Below are 16005 nucleotides of genomic sequence, written 5' to 3' on the forward strand. Positions count from 1 at the left end.
CCTGCCGCTCAGGGCAGGTGCAGTCGGACCCGCGGGTCGCGGCAGCGGCGGTGGGCCACCGCCGCGACCCGGGGATCATCCCTTGACGGCTCCCGTGAGGCCGCCGACGATCCGCCGCTCGAAGAGCGAGAAGAAGATCAGGGCGGGGATCATCGACAAGGACGTGAACGCGAGCACACGGGCCGTGTCGACCGAGTACTGCGCCGCGAACGCCTGCACCCCGAGCGGCAGGGTGTACGACGCCTCGTCACTCAGGATGAACAGCGGGAGCATGTAGCTGTTCCAGCTCGCGATGAACGCGAGGATCCCGGTGGTGATCACCCCGGGCAGGGACAGCGGCACGACCATCCGGAAGAAGAAGCCGAGCCGGCTCGCACCGTCGATCGCGGCCGCCTCCTCGAGCTCCTTGGGGATCGCCCGCAGGAACGGCACGAGGATGATGACCGTCGTCGGCAGGGCGAACGCGATCTGCGGGAGGATGATGCCCGCGAGGGTGTTCGTCAGCCCCATGTCTCGGATCAGGATGTAGAGCGGCGTGATCGCGACGGTCATGGGGAACATGAGGCCCGCCGCGAACAGCGAGTACAGCGCTCCGCGCCCCTTGAAGTCGTACCGTGCCAGCACGTAGCTGGCCATGACACCAAGGACGACGACGCCCAGCGTGGTCGTGATCGCGCTGATCGCCGAGTTGCCCATCTGCCGCCAGAAGATGTCGTTCTGCAGCACGCTGGTGTAGTTGGTGAACTCCCACGGGTTGGGGAAACCGGCGGGGCTCGTGATGATCTGCGAGTTGTTCCGGAAGCCGCCGAGGATGATGTAGGCGACCGGCCCGATGCAGATGCCGACGAAGAAGAAGGCGACCAGGTAGGTCAGGGGTCCGCTGCGGCCCAGCCGACCGCTCTCGCGCCTGCGGCGGGTGCGCCGCGCCGGCGGCAGCGGTGGTGCGGAGACGGCGCTCGCGCTCATCGCTTCTTCCTTTCCGTGAGCGCGCCCTCGGTGTCCCGACGCAGCACGTACCGCTGGTAGACGAGGGCGATGGCCAGGGAGATGAGGAACAGCACGACCGCGACCGCGTTGCCGAAGCCGTAGTTCCCGGCGAGTCGCCCGTTGAGGACCATGTAGGTCGCCATCGTGGACGTGCCCGCGGTCGCGGACACGTACTGACCCCAGATGATGTAGACGAGGTCGAAGAGCTGGAGCGAGCCGATGATCGACAGGAACGCCCAGATCCGGATCGTCGGGCCGAGCAGCGGCAGCGTGATGCGACGCTGGATCTGCCAGTAGGAGGCGCCGTCGATGGCGGCGGCCTCGAACAGCTCCTCCGGGATGCTCTGGAGCCCCGCGAGGAACAGGATCACCGCGAAGCCGATGTACTTCCAGGTGATGATGATCATCAGGGACCAGATGGCCACGTCAGGGTCGGCGAGCCAGTCCATCGACAGCCAGTCGAGCCCCATGCCGTCGAGCACGGCGTTGACCGCGCCCGTGGTGCGCAGCATGAGAGACCAGCCCGTGCCGACGATCACCTCGGCGATGACGTACGGCACGAAGATGAGCACCCGGATGAGCGACCGGCCGCGCATGCGCTGGTTGAGCAGCAGGGCCATCGCGACCGCCGCAGGTCCCTGCAGGACGAGCGACATCACCACGATGAAGCCGTTGTGCTTGAGCGCGTCGTGGAACGTGCTGTCGCCGAAGATCGCGACGTAGTTGTCGAGGCCGACGAACTCGGTCGGCGACCCGTACCCGTTCCACTTGTAGAAGCCGTAGTACGCGGCCATCACCACGGGGAAGATGACGAACGCGAGGAACATGACGACGGCGGGGCCCGCGAGCAGCGCGATCTCGCCGCGCTTGACCCAGTCCGGGCCGCGGCGGCGCGACCGCCGGGCCGGGAACGGCGCCGTGGTGGCACCGCCCCCGGCCCGCGAGGGACCCTCGGGCGACGTCGTCGTGAGCGTGTTCTCGCCCAGGGAGTCACTCATGGGTGTGGTTACTCCTTGGCGGCGGCGTCGCTCACGGCCTTGATGACACCGTCAGGGCTGCCGTTGCCCGCGAGCATCTCGACCACACCGGCGTTGAGCGCGTTGCCGACGTTCTGACCGAACAGCGTGTCGAGCCACACCTGGACGTAGGCGGCCTCGTTGTACGCCTCGAGGACGTCGAGGAGGGCCGGGTCGGTGACGACGCCCTGTGCCTCCTGGCTCGCGGGAAGGGTGACGAACGCCTCGGCGTACGCCTCCTGGCGCTCCTGCGACATGAAGAAGTTGAGGAACGAGGCGCACTCCTCGGCCGGGGCCTGGGCCCAGCACGAGTAGCCGTCGACGCCACCCATCATCGCGGTCGGGTCACCCTCGCCACCCTCGACGGCCGGGAACGGGAACCAGCCCAGGTCCTCCTTCGGCTGCTTCTCCGGCGTGAGGTCGGCGATGACGCCCGGGTTCCACGCGCCCATGAGCTCCATGGCGGCGAGGTCGTTGGCGATCAGGCCGGCCGACGAGGCCGCGCTGCCCTGGGCGTCGGTGGTGAGGAAGCCCTCGTTGAACGGCTCGGTCGCGGCGAAGTCGTTGAGCGCCTCGGCCGCCTCCGTCCAGCACGGGTCGTCGAACGACATCGACTCGGCAGCGCTCTCCATGACGTCCTGCGAGCAGCTGCGCAGCGCGAAGAAGTAGTACCAGTGGGCCGCGGGCCACGCCGCCTTGCCACCGAGGGCGATCGGGTCGATCCCGATCTCCTTGAGCTTCGCGACGGCGTCCTCGAGGTCGGCGATCGTCTCGGGCGTGCCCTCGATGCCGGCCTCCTCGAACATCGTCTCGTTGTAGTAGATGCCGCCCGGGAGCACGGACGTCGGCATGCCGTAGGGCTTGCCGTCGATCGTGAACGCGTTGAGGGTGCCGCTGACGGCCGCCTCGACGTCCTCGTCGATCAGCCCGGTGAGGTCGAGCACCTGGCCGGCCTCGACGATGTCGGCCAGCTTGCCGCCACCGCGCGCCATGAAGACGTCGGGTGCGTCACCCGAGTTCAGCGCGGTCTGGAGCTTGCCGTCCATGTCCTCGTTCTGGATGGACTGGATCTCGACCTTGACGCCGGTCTCGTCCTCGAACATCTGGGCGGTCTCGTCCCAGTACTCCTTGCCGGGGCCGGTCGTGGAGTTGTGCCAGAACGTGAGCGTGGTGTCGCCTCCGTCCTCCCCACCCGAACCACCGTCGCCACCACCACTGTCGCCGCCGCCGCACGCGGCCAGGAGCGCGGTCGCCATCAGCACAGCTGTTGGCGCCATGAGCTTGCGAGTCTTCATGATCGTCCTCTTCGTTGAGTTGCCGGGGTGGGCAGCTCCGCCCGAGGGCGGAGGGTCTACCAGCGCCGCGACGCCGGATCGGCTGTCGGGGACTTTCAGGCTCCGTGGGGCGAGGCCGGGCGGCTCTCGCGGCGACTTCGGAGCCCGGGTCTTCTTTGACGCTCCTCTCCCTGTCACGGGCTGGCGTGGCGAGCCTCTCACACAGGAGAGCAGCCGTGTCAACCGATATCGATAACGTTACCGAACCGCTATGATGTCGTCATGCAGCCAAGGACGCGCGTGACGATCAACGACGTCGCGCGCATGGCCGGTGTCTCCGTCGCGACCGTGTCGAAGGTCATCAACGGCCGGTACGGGGTGGCTGTCTCCACCTCCGCGAGGGTGCAGGAGGTCATCGACCAGCTGGGCTACGAGTCGAGCCTCGTCGCCCGCAGCCTGCGCAGCCGGCGCACCAACGTCATCGGCATCCTGGTCGCCGAGTTCGAACCGTTCAGCACCGAGATCCTCAAGGGAACCTCGAGCGCGATCCACGGCTCGGGGTACGAGCTCCTCGCGTACTCCGGTGGCGGCCGGGCCGGCAGCAACGTGGGCTGGGAGCGCCGCTACCTCTCGCGGCTGAGCGGGACGCTGATCGACGGTGCCATCCTCGTGACCCCGACCGTCATGGAGGCCGACCCTGGCATCCCCGTGGTGGCCGTCGACCCGCACCTGGGGCCCACGGGCATGCCGACGATCGACTCCGACAACGCCCACGGCGCCATCCGCGCGACCGAGCACCTGCTCGACCTCGGTCACCGCAGGATCGGCTTCCTCGGCGGCCGAGCAGACCTGGAGTCAGCCCGGCTGCGCGAGGAGGGGTACCGGACCGCGCTCGCGGGCGCCGGGATCGAGGTCGACCCAGCGCTCATGCGCGTCGGCGGCTACCGCCCGGAGACCGCCGAGGGGCCCGCCCGGGAGCTGCTCACGATGCCGGAGCGCCCGACGGCGATCTTCGCGGCCAACGACCTCTCGGCCATCCAGGTGCTCGAGGTCGCCCGGGAGCTGGGCCTGCGCGTGCCCGAGGACGTCTCGGTGGTGGGCTTCGACAACATCCCCGAGTCGGCCGTCGTCGAGCCCTCACTCACCACCGTGAGCCAGCCCCTCCAGCGCATGGGCGCCGAGGCGATCACGCTGCTGCTCGACCTGATGCGCGGAGTCACGGACCGCGAGACCCACGTGCGGCTGCCCACCCGCCTGCTCGTGCGCGGCTCGACCGGCGCCCCCCGCGCCCCGCGCGCCACAGGCGTCGCCTGACGCCCGGACGCGGTGGGCCCGGAGCGCCGACCGTTGCCCGGCGCCCTCAGCGCTCGGGGCGGTCGTCGTCCTCGAGCAGCCCCATGAGGATGACGTCGCACCAGAACTCACCGTCGCGGTGCGCGTCCCGCAGACGCCCCTCCTCGACGAAGCCGAGGCTCTCGTAGAGCGCCCGCGCACGCGGGTTGATGCTCAGCACGTCGAGGCCCACCCGGTGCAGGCCGAGCCCCTCGGGCGCGTCGGCGAACGCGTGCTCGAGGACGAGCTGGATCGCCTCGCCGCCGAACCCGCGCCCGCGCTGGCCGGGACGCAGCGCGAGTCGCAGGTTCGCGCTGCGGGCGTGGTCGTCGACGTCGTTGAGCACGATCTCGCCCAGGTACTCGTCGTCGTCGTGCAGGATCGCCCAGTCGAGACGCCCGGGACGCGCGTCCACCTCGGCGCACCACGTGTCGATCTCGGCGCGCGTGAACGTCGCGGTGGTCCCGGTGAGCCGGCGGCCCTCGGGATCGTTGACCATCTCCCACATGCCGTCGGCGTCCTGCGGCCCCACGGGACGCAGCGTGACGAGCTCTCCGCCGAGCCGGGGTGTCCTCATGTCGCTCCTCAGTGACGGCGGTCGCGTGGTGGCACGCGACCGGTCAGGACTGCTCGATGCGTTCGACCACGAGCTCGCGCACACGTCCGGCGTCTGCCTGCCCGCGGGTCGCCTTCATGACCGCGCCGATGATCGCGCCCACCGGGCCGAGGTTCCCCGCCTTGACCTTGGCCACCACGTCGGGCTGGGCCGCGAGCGCCTCGTCGATCGCGGTGAGCAGCGCGCCGTCGTCCGAGACGACCTCGAGGCCACGTGCGACGAGCACCTGCTCGGGCGAGCCCTCCCCCGCGAGCACGCCCGCGAGCACCTGCCGCGCCAGCTTGTCGTTGATCCGGCCGGCGTCCACGAGCCCCTGGAGCTCGGCCACCTGCGCGGGCGTGACGGGCATCGCCGCGAGCTCGACGCCGTCGGTCTTGGCCGTGCGCGCGAGCTCACCCATCCACCACTTGCGTGCGGCCGCGGGTGCGGCACCCGCGGCGACCGTCGCCTCGATGAGCTCGACCGCGCCCGCGTTGACCACGTCGCGCATCTCGGCGTCGGCGAAGCCCCACTCCGCCTGCAGGCGCCGGCGACGCACCGCCGGCAGCTCGGGCAGCGTCGCGCGGATCTCCTCGACCCAGGCGCGGCTGGGAGCCACGGGCAGCAGGTCCGGCTCCGGGAAGTAGCGGTAGTCCTCGGCGTCGGACTTCACGCGGCCCGAGGTCGTGATCCCCGTGTCCTCGTGCCAGTGCCGCGTCTCCTGGACCACGCGGTCGCCCGCGTCGAGCACCGCGGCCTGGCGCGAGATCTCGTAGCGGACGGCACGCTCGACCGAGCGGAAGCTGTTGACGTTCTTCGTCTCGGTGCGCGTCCCGAGCGGCGCCTCGGGCGACGGCCGCAGCGACACGTTCACGTCCGCACGCACGTTGCCGCGTTCCATCCGCGCCTCGGAGACACCCAGTGCCCGGAACAGGTCGCGCAGGGTCTGCACGTAGGCGCGCGCGACCTCGGGAGCCCGCTCCCCCGCACCGGTGATGGGGCGGGTGACGATCTCGACGAGCGGGATGCCCGCGCGGTTGTAGTCGACCAGCGAGTACTCCGCGCCGTGGATGCGCCCCGTGGCGCCGCCCACGTGCGTGTTCTTCCCGGCGTCCTCCTCCATGTGCGCGCGCTCGATCTCGACGCGCACCGTGGTGCCGTCCTCGAGCTCGACGTCCACCCAGCCGTCGTGCGCGATGGGCTCGTCGTACTGGGAGGTCTGGAAGTTCTTCGGCACGTCCGGGTAGAAGTAGTTCTTCCGCGCGAAGCGGCACGTCTCGGCGATCTCGCAGTTGAGGGCGAGACCGATCCGGATGGCGTGCTCGACGGCGGTCCGGTTGAGCACCGGCAGGGTGCCGGGCAGGCCGAGCGAGACCGGCGTCACCTGGGTGTTCGGCTCGGCACCGAACTCGGTGGGCGCCGCGTCGAACATCTTGGTGCGGGTGCCGAGCTCGACGTGCACCTCGATGCCGATCACCGGGTCGAACCGGCGCACCGCGTCGTCGTAGTCGACCAGCCGTGTGACCTGGGTGCTCATCGGATGCTCTCCTCGGTCGTCGGGACGGTCACCGTCGTCGGCAGCTCGGGCGCCTCGGCGAGGAGCGGGTGCCCCCAGCCGCTCTCGAGGAGCGCCTCGAGGGCTGCACCCACGCGGTAGAGCCGGTCGTCGGCGCGCGCGGGCGCGAGGATCTGGAAGCCCACCGGGAGGCCGTCGTCCGACAGCCCGTTGGGCACGGACATGCCCGGGACGCCCGCGAGGTTGGCCGGGATCGTCGCGATGTCGTTGAGGTACATCGCGAGCGGGTCGTCGAGCTTCTCGCCCAGCCGGAACGCCGTCGTCGGCGCGGTCGGCGAGACCAGGACGTCGGCCTGCTCGAACGCGGCCGCGAAGTCCTGCTGGATGAGGGTCCGGACCTTCTGGGCGCTGCCGTAGTAGGCGTCGTAGTAGCCCGCCGAGAGCGCGTAGGTGCCCAGGATGATGCGCCGCTTGACCTCGTCACCGAAGCCCGCGCCGCGTGTGGCGGCCATCACGCGCTCGGCCGTGACCGGACCGTCCTCGGGCTCCACCCGCAGGCCGAAGCGCATGCCGTCGAACTTGGCGAGGTTGCTCGACGCCTCGCTCGGCAGGATCAGGTAGTAGGCCGCGAGCGCGTACCCGAAGTGCGGGCACGACACGTGCACCACCTCGGCGCCCGCCTCCCGCAGCAGGGCGACGGACTCGTCGAAGCGTGCGCGCACGCCGTCGGAGTAGCCCTCGCCGTTGAGCTCGTCGACGATGCCGACGCGCACGCCGGTCAGGTCGCCCGTGGCCCCGCGACGGGCCGCGCCCACGAGGTCCGGCAGCGCGTCGGTCAGGGAGGTCGAGTCCCGCGGGTCGTGCCCGCCGATCACCTCGTGCAGGAGCGCCGAGTCGAGCACGGTGCGCGTCACGGGCCCCGCCTGGTCGAGGCTCGACGCGAGCGCGACCAGGCCGTAGCGCGAGACTCCGCCGTAGGTGGGCTTGACCCCGACCGTGCCCGTCACGGCCCCCGGCTGGCGGATCGAGCCGCCCGTGTCCGTGCCGATCGCGAGCGGCGCCTCGAACGCGGCGACCGCCGCGGCGCTGCCACCCCCCGAACCGCCCGGGATGCGCTCGAGGTCCCACGGGTTGTGGGTGGTCCCGTACGCCGAGTGCTCGGTCGACGAGCCCATCGCGAACTCGTCCATGTTCGTCTTGCCGAGGATCGGCATGCGCGCCGCGCGCAGGCGCTCGACCAGGGTCGCGTCGTAGGGCGGCACCCAGCCCTCGAGGATCCGCGACCCGGCCGTCGTGGGCATGCCCTTGGTCACGACGACGTCCTTGACCGCGACGGGCACACCTGCCAGCGGGTGCAGCTCCTCGCCCGCGGCGCGGCGCGCGTCGACGTCACGCGCGGTCGCGAGCGCGTCCTGCGCCGACACGTGCAGGAAGGCGTGGACCGCGCCGTCGACGGCGGCGATCCGGTCGAGATGGGCCTGGGTCACCTCGACCGAGGTCACGCGTCCGGCCCGGAGGGCCTCGGCGAGCTCGGCGGCGCTCAGGCGGGTCAGCTCGGAGCTCGGTCCGGCGGCGTGGCGACCGGGCATCAGTCCTCCTCGAGGATCTGGGGGACGGCGAAGCGACCACCCTCGGCGGCGGGTGCGGCGGCGAGGGCGTCGTCGACCGGGAGCGGCTCGGCCGGGACGTCGTCGCGGAACACGTTCGTGAGCGGCAGAGGGTGGCTGGTCGCGGGCACGTCGGGCGTGGCGATCTCGCTCACGCGCGCCACGGACTCGACGATCACGTCGAGCTCACCCGCGAGGCGGTCGATCTCGGTCTCGGTCAGGTCGATCCGGGCCAGGCCGGCCAGGCGCGCGACCTCGTCACGGGAGAGGGAGGACATGGTCGCCGAGTCTAGTGGTGCCCCGTCACCGGGACGACGACCGGACCCGGCCGGTCAGCCCGCACGCGCCGGCGGCGCGGTGTCGGCCGGGCGCGCCGGCGGCGCGGTGCTCTCGCGCACCACCAGCGAGACCGCGAGGTCCATCCGCGTGCTCGACGGGCGCTCACCTCGGCTGAGCGCGAGGACCAGGCGCGTGGCCTGCTCGGCCATCTCCATGAGCGGCTGCTCGACGGTGGTCAGCGTGGGCCCCACCCAGCGGGCCACGTCCAGGTCGTCGTAGCCCACCACGGACAGGTCGCGCGGGATCTCGAGGCCCAGCTCCCGCGCGGCCTTGTACACACCGAGGGCCTGCAGGTCGCTGCCGGCGAAGATCGCCGTGGGAGGGTCGTCGAGCTGCAGCAGGTCACGGCCGTGGCGATGGCCGCCGTCGACGTAGAAGTCTCCGTGTCGCACGAGCGCAGGGTCGTACACGATCCCGTGGCCCTCGATCGCGGCGCGGTAGCCGGCGATGCGGGCGCGGCTGCACGCGACGTCCACGGCGCTGCCGATCATGCCGATGCGTCGGTGGCCCAGCCCGAGCAGGTGCCGTGTGGCAGCGAGACCACCGCTGAAGTTGGCCGAGCCGATCGACGGGACGTCGTCGCTCTCGTCGCCCACCGGGTCCACGATCACGAACGGGATGTTGCGGGCCTCGAGCTGACGCCGCTGCGCGGGCTCGAGGTCGGAGAACACCATGATCACGCCGAGCGGTCGGCGCTTGAGCGCACTCTCGAGCCACTCCTTGCGCGGGACACGTCCCTCGCCGCACTCCGAGAGCACCACCTCGACGCCCGCGTCGCGCGCGACCTCCTCGACGCCGCGGATCAGCTCCATCGCCCAGGCGCTGCCGAGCTGGTGGAAGACGAGGTCCACCATCGGGGCCGTGGCCGGCGACGCGGCCCTGCGGCGCCGGTAGCCGTGCTGGTGGATGAGCTCCTCGATGCGCTCACGCGTCGCGTCCGCGACATCGGCGCGGCCGTTGAGCACCTTGGAGACGGTCGGCACCGAGACCCCGGCCTCCTGGGCGATCGTTGCGATCGTCGTGCGTGGGGTGGTGATCTCCGTCAACCCTTCAGCTCCCGCCCGGGTCCGGGCCCGGGACGCCGCGGCACCGTCGTGCCCCACGGACGATCGTAGCCGTCCGGACCGCCTCCACGGGGTCTCGTCGTCCGCCCGCGTGCCGGGCCCGGTCGCCACCGACGAGGCGGCGCCGTCCTCGCCGACACCACGAGGTGTCGCCGCGTCGCCCGAGACTTTCGACCCCGCCATCGCGCCCTCCCCAGGTCGCCCGACCTCAGTGGATCGCCCGGCCGTGGGCGTCCGGGACCCCGGACTTGCGCCAGAAGTAGGTGGTGATCTGGTCGCGCCACTCACGCGCGCTCCGCAGCTGCTCGGCCATGCGCCGGGAGACCTCGTCGGAGACCTCGGCCGCCACCAGGTGCGCCACACCCTGCCAGCGCGTGACCATCGCCTCGACCTCCTCGACCCCGACGAAGTGCGTGTCGTAGATGTGCTGGATGACGGTGCTGCCCGTGCGCAAGGTGTGGTCGTAGGGCAGGTGGTGGAAGAAGAGCGCGAGCTCGGTGGGACACGTCGTGACGTCCTCGTAGGTCGAGGCCCACGGCTCGTGGTACTGACCTGCGAACCCCGTGCCCGTCGCCACCGTGCGGTCCACGCCCACGCCGTCGCGGTCGGCGAAGTGGTAGGTGCCCCAGGCCGTGTACTCGTACCCGTCCACGCTCGGCCCGTAGTGACTGCCGGGGTTGACCATCCAGCCGACGCCGAGCGGCGCCGTGTAGCGCTCGTACGTGAGCCACGAGCCCGCCATGATCTCGCGCAGCGCCGCGTGCACCTCGTCCGCGCCGGGGAACGTCAGCGCGAGCCACTCGTCGAGCACGACGTCGGGAGCGAGCGTCGGGTCCCAGGCGAGCCGTCCGAACCCGTACAGGTTGGCCTGGGCGAGCGGGTGACCCGTCCACGTGCGGTCGTCACCGACGTTCGAGACCGCGCACACCCCGGACACCGGACGGGCGAAGGTGCGGCCCGCCGCGATCTCGCGCACCGGCGCGCCGTCGTCCCCACGCGTCGGGAAGTCGAGCACCTCGCGCCACTGCGGCACGAGGTAGCACACGTGCTTCTGGTGACCGGTGTACTCCTGGGTCACCTGGAACTCGACCGCGACGTTGGTCCGCTCGAGCCCACCGATGAGCGGCGACACGGGCTCGCGCACCTGGAAGTCCATCGGCCCCATCTTCACCTGGAGCACCACGTTGTCCGCGAAGCGCCCGTCGAGCGGCATGAAGTGGTCGTACGCGGCACGGGCGCGGTCGGTGCTGCGGTCACGCCAGTCCTGCTGGTGGTCGTAGACGAAGCAGCGCCAGAAGACGCGGCCGCCGTGCGGCTCGAGTGCGGCGGCGAGCAGGTTCGCCCCGTCCGCGTGGTCGCGCCCGTAGCTGAACGGGCCCGGACGGTTCTCCGAGTCGGCCTTGACCACGTAGCCGCCGAAGTCCGGGATCGCCTCGTAGACGGCGTCCGTGGTGCGGCGCCACCAGGCCGCGACGTCGGGGGCGAGAGGGTCCGCGGTGGCGAGACCGCCGAGCTCGATGGGCGCGGCGAAGTTGACGCTCAGGTAGGCCGCGATGCCGTACTCGCGCAGGATCCCGGCGAGGTCGGCGACGTCGGCCAGGTGCTCGGTGAGCAGCCGGCTCTCGTCCGCGTGCACGTTGACGTTGTTGAGCGACAGCGCGTTGATCCCCACCGACGCCAGCAGGCGCGCGTAGTCGCGGATGCGGGACCTGTCGGCGACCACCCGGCCGTCCGCGTAGAAGATCGACCTGCCCGCGTACCCGCGTTCGACCGAGCCCATCGGCCCGTCGGCACGCATGTTGTCCCACTGGTTGATCATGCGGACGGGGTTGCCCGGCACGTCGAGCACGGGGACGTCGGTCGTGAGCAGCTGCTCGCCGTGGCGCTGGAGCGCGTAGAAGCCGTGCAGCAGTCCACGCTCGTCGAGCGCCGTGACGACGACGCCCTCGTCGTCGGGCACGACGGCGTACCCGTCGGCCGTCAGCCCCTCCGGGACGCGGCCGACGACGTCGTCGTCGCCCTCGGCGGTGAGGTCGCCGACCGTCGCGACGAGTACGCGCCCGCGACCGGCCACGGGAGCGAGGCCCGTGAGCGCACGCAGCAGGTCGACATCGCGTCGCACGGTCGCCGCGCATCCGTCGCCGCGCACGACGACCTCCCGGTCGAGCAGCGCGCGCGCGTTCTCGGGTCGCAGCCAGCACGGGTCGGACGTGGCGAAGTACGGATCCACTCGGCCTCCTCGGTCTCCCGCGCGCGGCGGACCGGTGACCGGTGCGCCCGCTCCGTTGCGGGGTGGCGATACTTTCGCCGATGCGATCGATACCTCAGCCTAGCCAGACGACCGCTCAGGAGGGAAGTCCGTCAGGTGATGGGTGCCGTCGCACGGCGGGCGAGGTCGAGAACCGCGAGTCCGAGGGCCTCGGCGGCGGCGTCGGCTGCGAAAGTTTCCGTCCCGCCGTCCCGGCGGGTCGTGACGACCCACGGTTCGGCGCCGTCGGGGTCCGTCTGCTCGAGCGAGACGAACGTGCGACCGAGGAGCGTGCGCAGCTGGTCCTCGCGCGGCAACCACAGCGCGTCGTCCTGCGCGACCGAGTCGAGAGCCCACTCGGTGGTCCCGTTGAAGCCGAGGATCGTGCCCGTCGGGTACTCACGCGCCTCGATCGTCATCTCGCTCAGGGTGAAGACCTCGCCGTCGAGCTCGGGCTGCGGGATGACGAACCGGTCCCCCGCGGCGGGGGACCACCGGACGCCCGCGTCGCGCAGGGCCTGGGCGAGGTGCTGGGAGATCATCGGCCCAGTATCGGTCACCCGCCGGGCGGCGGCGCTGCGACCGCCGCCCGGCAGGTGCCACCCTCACCGGCTCACCCCAGGGGAACCACCCTCACCGCGTGCTGAACGCGGCGTCGAACGACGCCGACGGCGGGTCGAACGCGAGCCGGCGCACGAAGGCGAGCGCCTCGGGCGCCCCGACGAGCCGGTCCATGCCGGCGTCCTCCCACTCGACCGAGACGGGCCCGTCGTACCCGATCGTGTTGAGCATGCGGAACGAGTCCTCCCACGGCACGTCGCCGTGGCCGGTCGAGACGAAGTCCCAGCCGCGGCGCGGGTCGGCCCACGGCAGGTGCGAGCCCAGGCGGCCGTTGCGGCCGTTGCCGACACGGCGCTTCGCGTCCTTGCAGTCGACGTGGTAGATCCGGTCCCGGAAGTCCCACATGAACCCCACCGGGTCGAGGTCCTGCCAGACGAAGTGGCTAGGGTCCCAGTTGAGGCCGAACGCCTCGCGGTGCCCGATCGCCTCGAGCGTGCGCACCGTCGTCCAGTAGTCGTAGGCGATCTCGCTCGGGTGCACCTCGTGCGCGAACCGCACGCCCACCTCGTCGAACACGTCGAGGACGGGGTTCCACCTGTCCGCGAAGTCGCGGTACCCGGCCTCGACCAGCTCCTCGCTCACCGGCGGGAACATCGCGACGTACTTCCAGATCGACGAGCCGGTGAAGCCGACGACGGTCCGCACGCCGAGGTTCGCGGCAGCGCGCGCGGTGAGCTGCATCTCCTCGGCGGCACGCCGTCGCACCCCCTCGGGGTCGCCGTCGCCCCACACGCGGTCGCTCAGCATGCCGCGGTGGCGCTCGTCGATCGGGTCGTCGCACACGGCCTGGCCCGTGAGGTGGTTGGAGATCGCCCAGACCCGCAGCCCGTGCTCCTCGAGCAGCGCGAGCTTCGCCTGGACGTACGCCTCGTCCTCGGCCGCGCGTCGCACGTCGAGGTGGTCGCCCCAGCAGGCGATCTCGAGGCCGTCGTACCCCCAGCCCGCGGCGAGCCGCACGACCTCCTCGAACGGGAGGTCGGCCCACTGGCCCGTGAACAGCGTGATCGGTCGTGCCATGTCAGCTCCTCGTGGTGTGTTCGGTGCCGCTCAGCCGGCGACGTCGGTCCAGGTGCTCGACGCGCCCGCACTGCGTTCGACCGCGTCGAGCACGCGCTGCACCTGCAGCCCGTCGGCGAAGGACGGACGCGGCTGCTCGCCCGCGCCGAGCGCACGCACCAGGTCGACGGCCTGGTGGACGAACCCGTGCTCGTAGCCGAGCCCGTGACCGGCGGGCCACCACGCACCCACGTACGGGTGGTCGGGCTCGGTCACGACGATCCGCCGGAACCCCGCGACGCGCGCGTCGTCGGCCGCGTCGAACAGGTGGAGCACGTTCATGTCCTCGAAGTCGAACGCGATCGAGCCCCGTGTGCCGTTGACCTCGACCCGGATGGCGTTCTTGCGACCCCAGGCCATGCGCGTCGCCTCGAAGGTGCCGATCCCGCCACCCGAGAACCGGGCCGTGAACAGCGCGGCGTCGTCGACCGTGACGCGACCGCGCTCCGCCCCGGCCGAGCCGTGCAGGCCCGAGAACTCCGTGGCCACGGGGCGCTCGTGGACGAACGTCTCGAGCATGCCGCTGACCCCCGTGACCACCTCGCCGGTGATGAACTGCGTGAGGTCGACGACGTGCGCCGCGATGTCGCCCAGTGCCCCGGACCCGGCCTTGGCGCGGTCGAGCCGCCACGAGAGCGGCGCGGCCGGGTCGGCGAGCCAGTCCTGCAGGTACTGCGCGCGCACCTGGCGCACCGCCCCGATGCGGCCCTCGGCGACGAGCTCGCGGGCGAGCGCGACGGCCGGCACCCGCCGGTAGGTGAAGCCGACCATCGCGCGCACCCCGCGCGCGCTCGCCGCCTCGGCCGCGGCGGTCATCGCCTCGGCCTCGGCCACCGAGTTGGCGAGCGGCTTCTCGCACAGCACGTGCTTGCCGGCCTCGAGCGCGGCGACCGCCATCTCCGCGTGCGTGTCACCGGGGGTGCAGATGTCCACGAGGTCGACGTCGTCCCGCTCGATCAGCCGCCGCCAGTCGGTCTCGGCATCGTGCCAGCCGAGCCGCCGCGCCGCGGCGTCGACCGCGTCACGGCTGCGGCCCGCGACCACGGTCATCTCCGGACGCAGGGGCAGGTCGAAGAACCGCGGGGCGACGCGCCACGCCTGCGAGTGCGCCGCGCCCATGAAGGCGTAACCGATCATCCCGATCCCCAGGCGGGGAACGTCCTCGTGCGTCATGGACGCCGTCCTCTCGTCTCGTCCGGTGCGCGCCCGCGGCCCGTGCCGCGGGCGCGCCCTCCCTGCGGCAGGTTCAGGACTCGAAGGCCGTCGGCAGGTACTCCTCGACGTTCTCCTTGGTGACCACGGGCGCGTAGAGCTGGACGGTGCGGGGCACCTCGACCTCGACCAGGTCGCTGAGCGCCTTGCCCTGGACGATCAGGCGCGCGAGCCGGATGCCGTCCGCCGCCTGCGTGGACGGGTAGATGACGGTCGCCTTGAGCACGGAGTCGTCGGCCTGGATGGCGCGCATGACGTTCGCCGAGCCGGCGCCGCCGACCATGAGGAACTCGTCGCGACCGGCCTCGTCGATCGCTGCGAGCACACCGACGCCCTGGTCGTCGTCGTGGTTCCAGAGCGCGTCGATCTGCGGCGCGGCCTGCAGCAGGTTGGCCGCGGCGGACTGACCACCCTGGACCGTGAAGTCGGCTGCGACACGGTTGTCGACGTCGAGCCCGCAGTCCGCGAGCGCGTCGGCGAAGCCCTGGCTGCGGTCCTGGGTGAGCGGCAGCGAGTCGATGCCGGCGATCTCGGCGACGACCGCGTCGGGGTTGTCGCCGACCTGCTCGCAGATGTACGTCCCCGCGCTCACGCCCATGCCGTAGTTGTCGCCGAGCACCGTGGTGCGGGCCGCGAACGGGCTCGCGAACTCGCGGTCGACGTTGACGACGGCGATCCCGGCCTCCATCGCCTCCGTCGCGACCTCGGTCAGCGCGGCGCCGTCGAACGGCAGGAGCACGATGGCGTCGACGCCGTCGTTGATGAAGGTCTCGACCTGGCTGATCTGGAGGTTGACGTCGTTGGTCGCCTCCGCGACCACCAGCTCGACGTCGTCGTACTTCGCGGCCTCGTCGAGGGCGGCCCGGGTGATCGCACCCATCCAGCCGTGGTCGGCGGCCGGCGCCGAGAAGCCGATGGTGACCGTCTCGCCCGTCTCGTCGTTGTTCGAGGTCGCGCCCTGGGCGGTGTCGCCGCCGTCCTCCTCGTCCTGCGGCTCGGGCGTGTTGGACGTGCATCCGGCGAGCAGGACGGCGGACGCGGCGAGTGCTCCGGTGGTGAGCATCCAGCGGCGGCGCAGGTGTGCGGACATGACTTCCTCCTTGAAGTGACGGACGGCAGTGCTGCGGAAGGGTGCGTG

At 71.6% G+C, this 16005-nt stretch carries 14 protein-coding genes; 1 reads left to right on the forward strand and 13 read right to left on the reverse strand.

Features of this window, described 5'->3' with window-relative positions; translation table 11 throughout:
* Positions 1 to 75: 75 nt before the first annotated feature.
* From GXB85_RS06735 to GXB85_RS06745, 3 genes are read right to left on the reverse strand one after another with little or no spacing between them, the layout of a single operon-like run.
* Positions 76 to 966 (reverse strand): carbohydrate ABC transporter permease, encoded by an 891-nt coding sequence (locus GXB85_RS06735; RefSeq protein WP_161916868.1) that lies wholly within the window; start codon positions 964 to 966, stop codon positions 76 to 78.
* The gene (locus GXB85_RS06740) at positions 963 to 1985 is read right to left on the reverse strand and encodes a carbohydrate ABC transporter permease (RefSeq protein WP_161916869.1); all 1023 of its coding nucleotides are present in this window, start codon (positions 1983 to 1985) and stop codon (positions 963 to 965) included. The genes GXB85_RS06735 and GXB85_RS06740 overlap by 4 nt, the downstream gene beginning before the upstream one ends.
* An 8-nt stretch (positions 1986 to 1993) precedes the next feature.
* On the reverse strand, positions 1994 to 3298 hold the full coding sequence (locus tag GXB85_RS06745) for an extracellular solute-binding protein (RefSeq protein ID WP_161916870.1): 1305 nt from the start codon (positions 3296 to 3298) through the stop codon (positions 1994 to 1996).
* Between the two features lie 261 nt (positions 3299 to 3559).
* Between GXB85_RS06745 and GXB85_RS06750 the strand changes: the two genes are divergently transcribed.
* Positions 3560 to 4591 (forward strand): LacI family DNA-binding transcriptional regulator, encoded by a 1032-nt coding sequence (locus GXB85_RS06750; protein WP_161916871.1) that lies wholly within the window; start codon positions 3560 to 3562, stop codon positions 4589 to 4591.
* Between the two features lie 46 nt (positions 4592 to 4637).
* Here GXB85_RS06750 and GXB85_RS06755 read toward each other — a convergent pair whose 3' ends face one another.
* The 10 genes from GXB85_RS06755 to GXB85_RS06800 form a co-directional block, all read right to left on the reverse strand.
* Positions 4638 to 5186 (reverse strand): GNAT family N-acetyltransferase, encoded by a 549-nt coding sequence (locus GXB85_RS06755; protein WP_161916872.1) that lies wholly within the window; start codon positions 5184 to 5186, stop codon positions 4638 to 4640.
* Positions 5187 to 5229: 43 nt separating this feature from the next.
* Entirely contained in the window at positions 5230 to 6741 is a 1512-nt protein-coding gene (gatB, locus tag GXB85_RS06760; protein ID WP_161916873.1) for an Asp-tRNA(Asn)/Glu-tRNA(Gln) amidotransferase subunit GatB, read from the reverse strand.
* Entirely contained in the window at positions 6738 to 8309 is a 1572-nt protein-coding gene (gene gatA, locus GXB85_RS06765) for an Asp-tRNA(Asn)/Glu-tRNA(Gln) amidotransferase subunit GatA (protein ID WP_161916874.1), read from the reverse strand. Before gatA ends, gatB begins: the two co-directional genes overlap by 4 nt.
* Entirely contained in the window at positions 8309 to 8605 is a 297-nt protein-coding gene (gene gatC / locus GXB85_RS06770; RefSeq protein ID WP_161916875.1) for an Asp-tRNA(Asn)/Glu-tRNA(Gln) amidotransferase subunit GatC, read from the reverse strand. Before gatC ends, gatA begins: the two co-directional genes overlap by 1 nt.
* Positions 8606 to 8659: 54 nt before the next feature.
* Positions 8660 to 9712 (reverse strand): LacI family DNA-binding transcriptional regulator, encoded by a 1053-nt coding sequence (locus GXB85_RS06775; RefSeq protein WP_237728047.1) that lies wholly within the window; start codon positions 9710 to 9712, stop codon positions 8660 to 8662.
* A gap of 226 nt (positions 9713 to 9938) precedes the next feature.
* Positions 9939 to 11960, reverse strand: coding sequence for an alpha-glucuronidase (locus GXB85_RS06780; RefSeq protein WP_370524054.1), 2022 nt, complete (start codon positions 11958 to 11960; stop codon positions 9939 to 9941).
* Positions 11961 to 12091: 131 nt separating this feature from the next.
* Positions 12092 to 12520, reverse strand: coding sequence for a pilus assembly protein CpaE (locus GXB85_RS06785; RefSeq protein WP_161916877.1), 429 nt, complete (start codon positions 12518 to 12520; stop codon positions 12092 to 12094).
* 91 nt (positions 12521 to 12611) lie between these two features.
* On the reverse strand, positions 12612 to 13616 hold the full coding sequence (locus GXB85_RS06790; protein ID WP_161916878.1) for a sugar phosphate isomerase/epimerase: 1005 nt from the start codon (positions 13614 to 13616) through the stop codon (positions 12612 to 12614).
* A 30-nt stretch (positions 13617 to 13646) separates the two neighbouring features.
* Entirely contained in the window at positions 13647 to 14828 is a 1182-nt protein-coding gene (locus tag GXB85_RS06795; protein ID WP_237728048.1) for a Gfo/Idh/MocA family protein, read from the reverse strand.
* 73 nt (positions 14829 to 14901) lie between these two features.
* Positions 14902 to 15957 carry a substrate-binding domain-containing protein gene (locus GXB85_RS06800; RefSeq protein WP_161916879.1) on the reverse strand — a complete coding sequence of 352 codons (1056 nt, stop codon included), beginning with the start codon at positions 15955 to 15957 and terminating at the stop codon, positions 14902 to 14904.
* Positions 15958 to 16005: the final 48 nt, after the last annotated feature.

The organism is Cellulomonas sp. APG4 (genome assembly GCF_009996735.1).
GTDB lineage: Bacteria > Actinomycetota > Actinomycetes > Actinomycetales > Cellulomonadaceae > Actinotalea.

Bases quoted from the DNA above. Each gene is read 5' to 3' on its own strand.
- GXB85_RS06740 (WP_161916869.1), bottom strand. From the start codon at position 1,985: ATGAGTGACTCCCTGGGCGAGAACACGCTCACGACGACGTCGCCCGAG.
- gatB (WP_161916873.1), bottom strand. From the start codon at position 6,741: ATGAGCACCCAGGTCACACGGCTGGTCGACTACGACGACGCGGTGCGC.
- gatA (WP_161916874.1), bottom strand. From the start codon at position 8,309: ATGCCCGGTCGCCACGCCGCCGGACCGAGCTCCGAGCTGACCCGCCTG.
- GXB85_RS06745 (WP_161916870.1), bottom strand. From the start codon at position 3,298: ATGAAGACTCGCAAGCTCATGGCGCCAACAGCTGTGCTGATGGCGACC.
- GXB85_RS06755 (WP_161916872.1), bottom strand. From the start codon at position 5,186: ATGAGGACACCCCGGCTCGGCGGAGAGCTCGTCACGCTGCGTCCCGTG.
- GXB85_RS06785 (WP_161916877.1), bottom strand. From the start codon at position 12,520: ATGATCTCCCAGCACCTCGCCCAGGCCCTGCGCGACGCGGGCGTCCGG.
- GXB85_RS06735 (WP_161916868.1), bottom strand. From the start codon at position 966: ATGAGCGCGAGCGCCGTCTCCGCACCACCGCTGCCGCCGGCGCGGCGC.
- GXB85_RS06750 (WP_161916871.1), top strand. From the start codon at position 3,560: ATGCAGCCAAGGACGCGCGTGACGATCAACGACGTCGCGCGCATGGCC.
- GXB85_RS06800 (WP_161916879.1), bottom strand. From the start codon at position 15,957: ATGTCCGCACACCTGCGCCGCCGCTGGATGCTCACCACCGGAGCACTC.
- GXB85_RS06790 (WP_161916878.1), bottom strand. From the start codon at position 13,616: ATGGCACGACCGATCACGCTGTTCACGGGCCAGTGGGCCGACCTCCCG.
- GXB85_RS06795 (WP_237728048.1), bottom strand. From the start codon at position 14,828: ATGACGCACGAGGACGTTCCCCGCCTGGGGATCGGGATGATCGGTTAC.
- gatC (WP_161916875.1), bottom strand. From the start codon at position 8,605: ATGTCCTCCCTCTCCCGTGACGAGGTCGCGCGCCTGGCCGGCCTGGCC.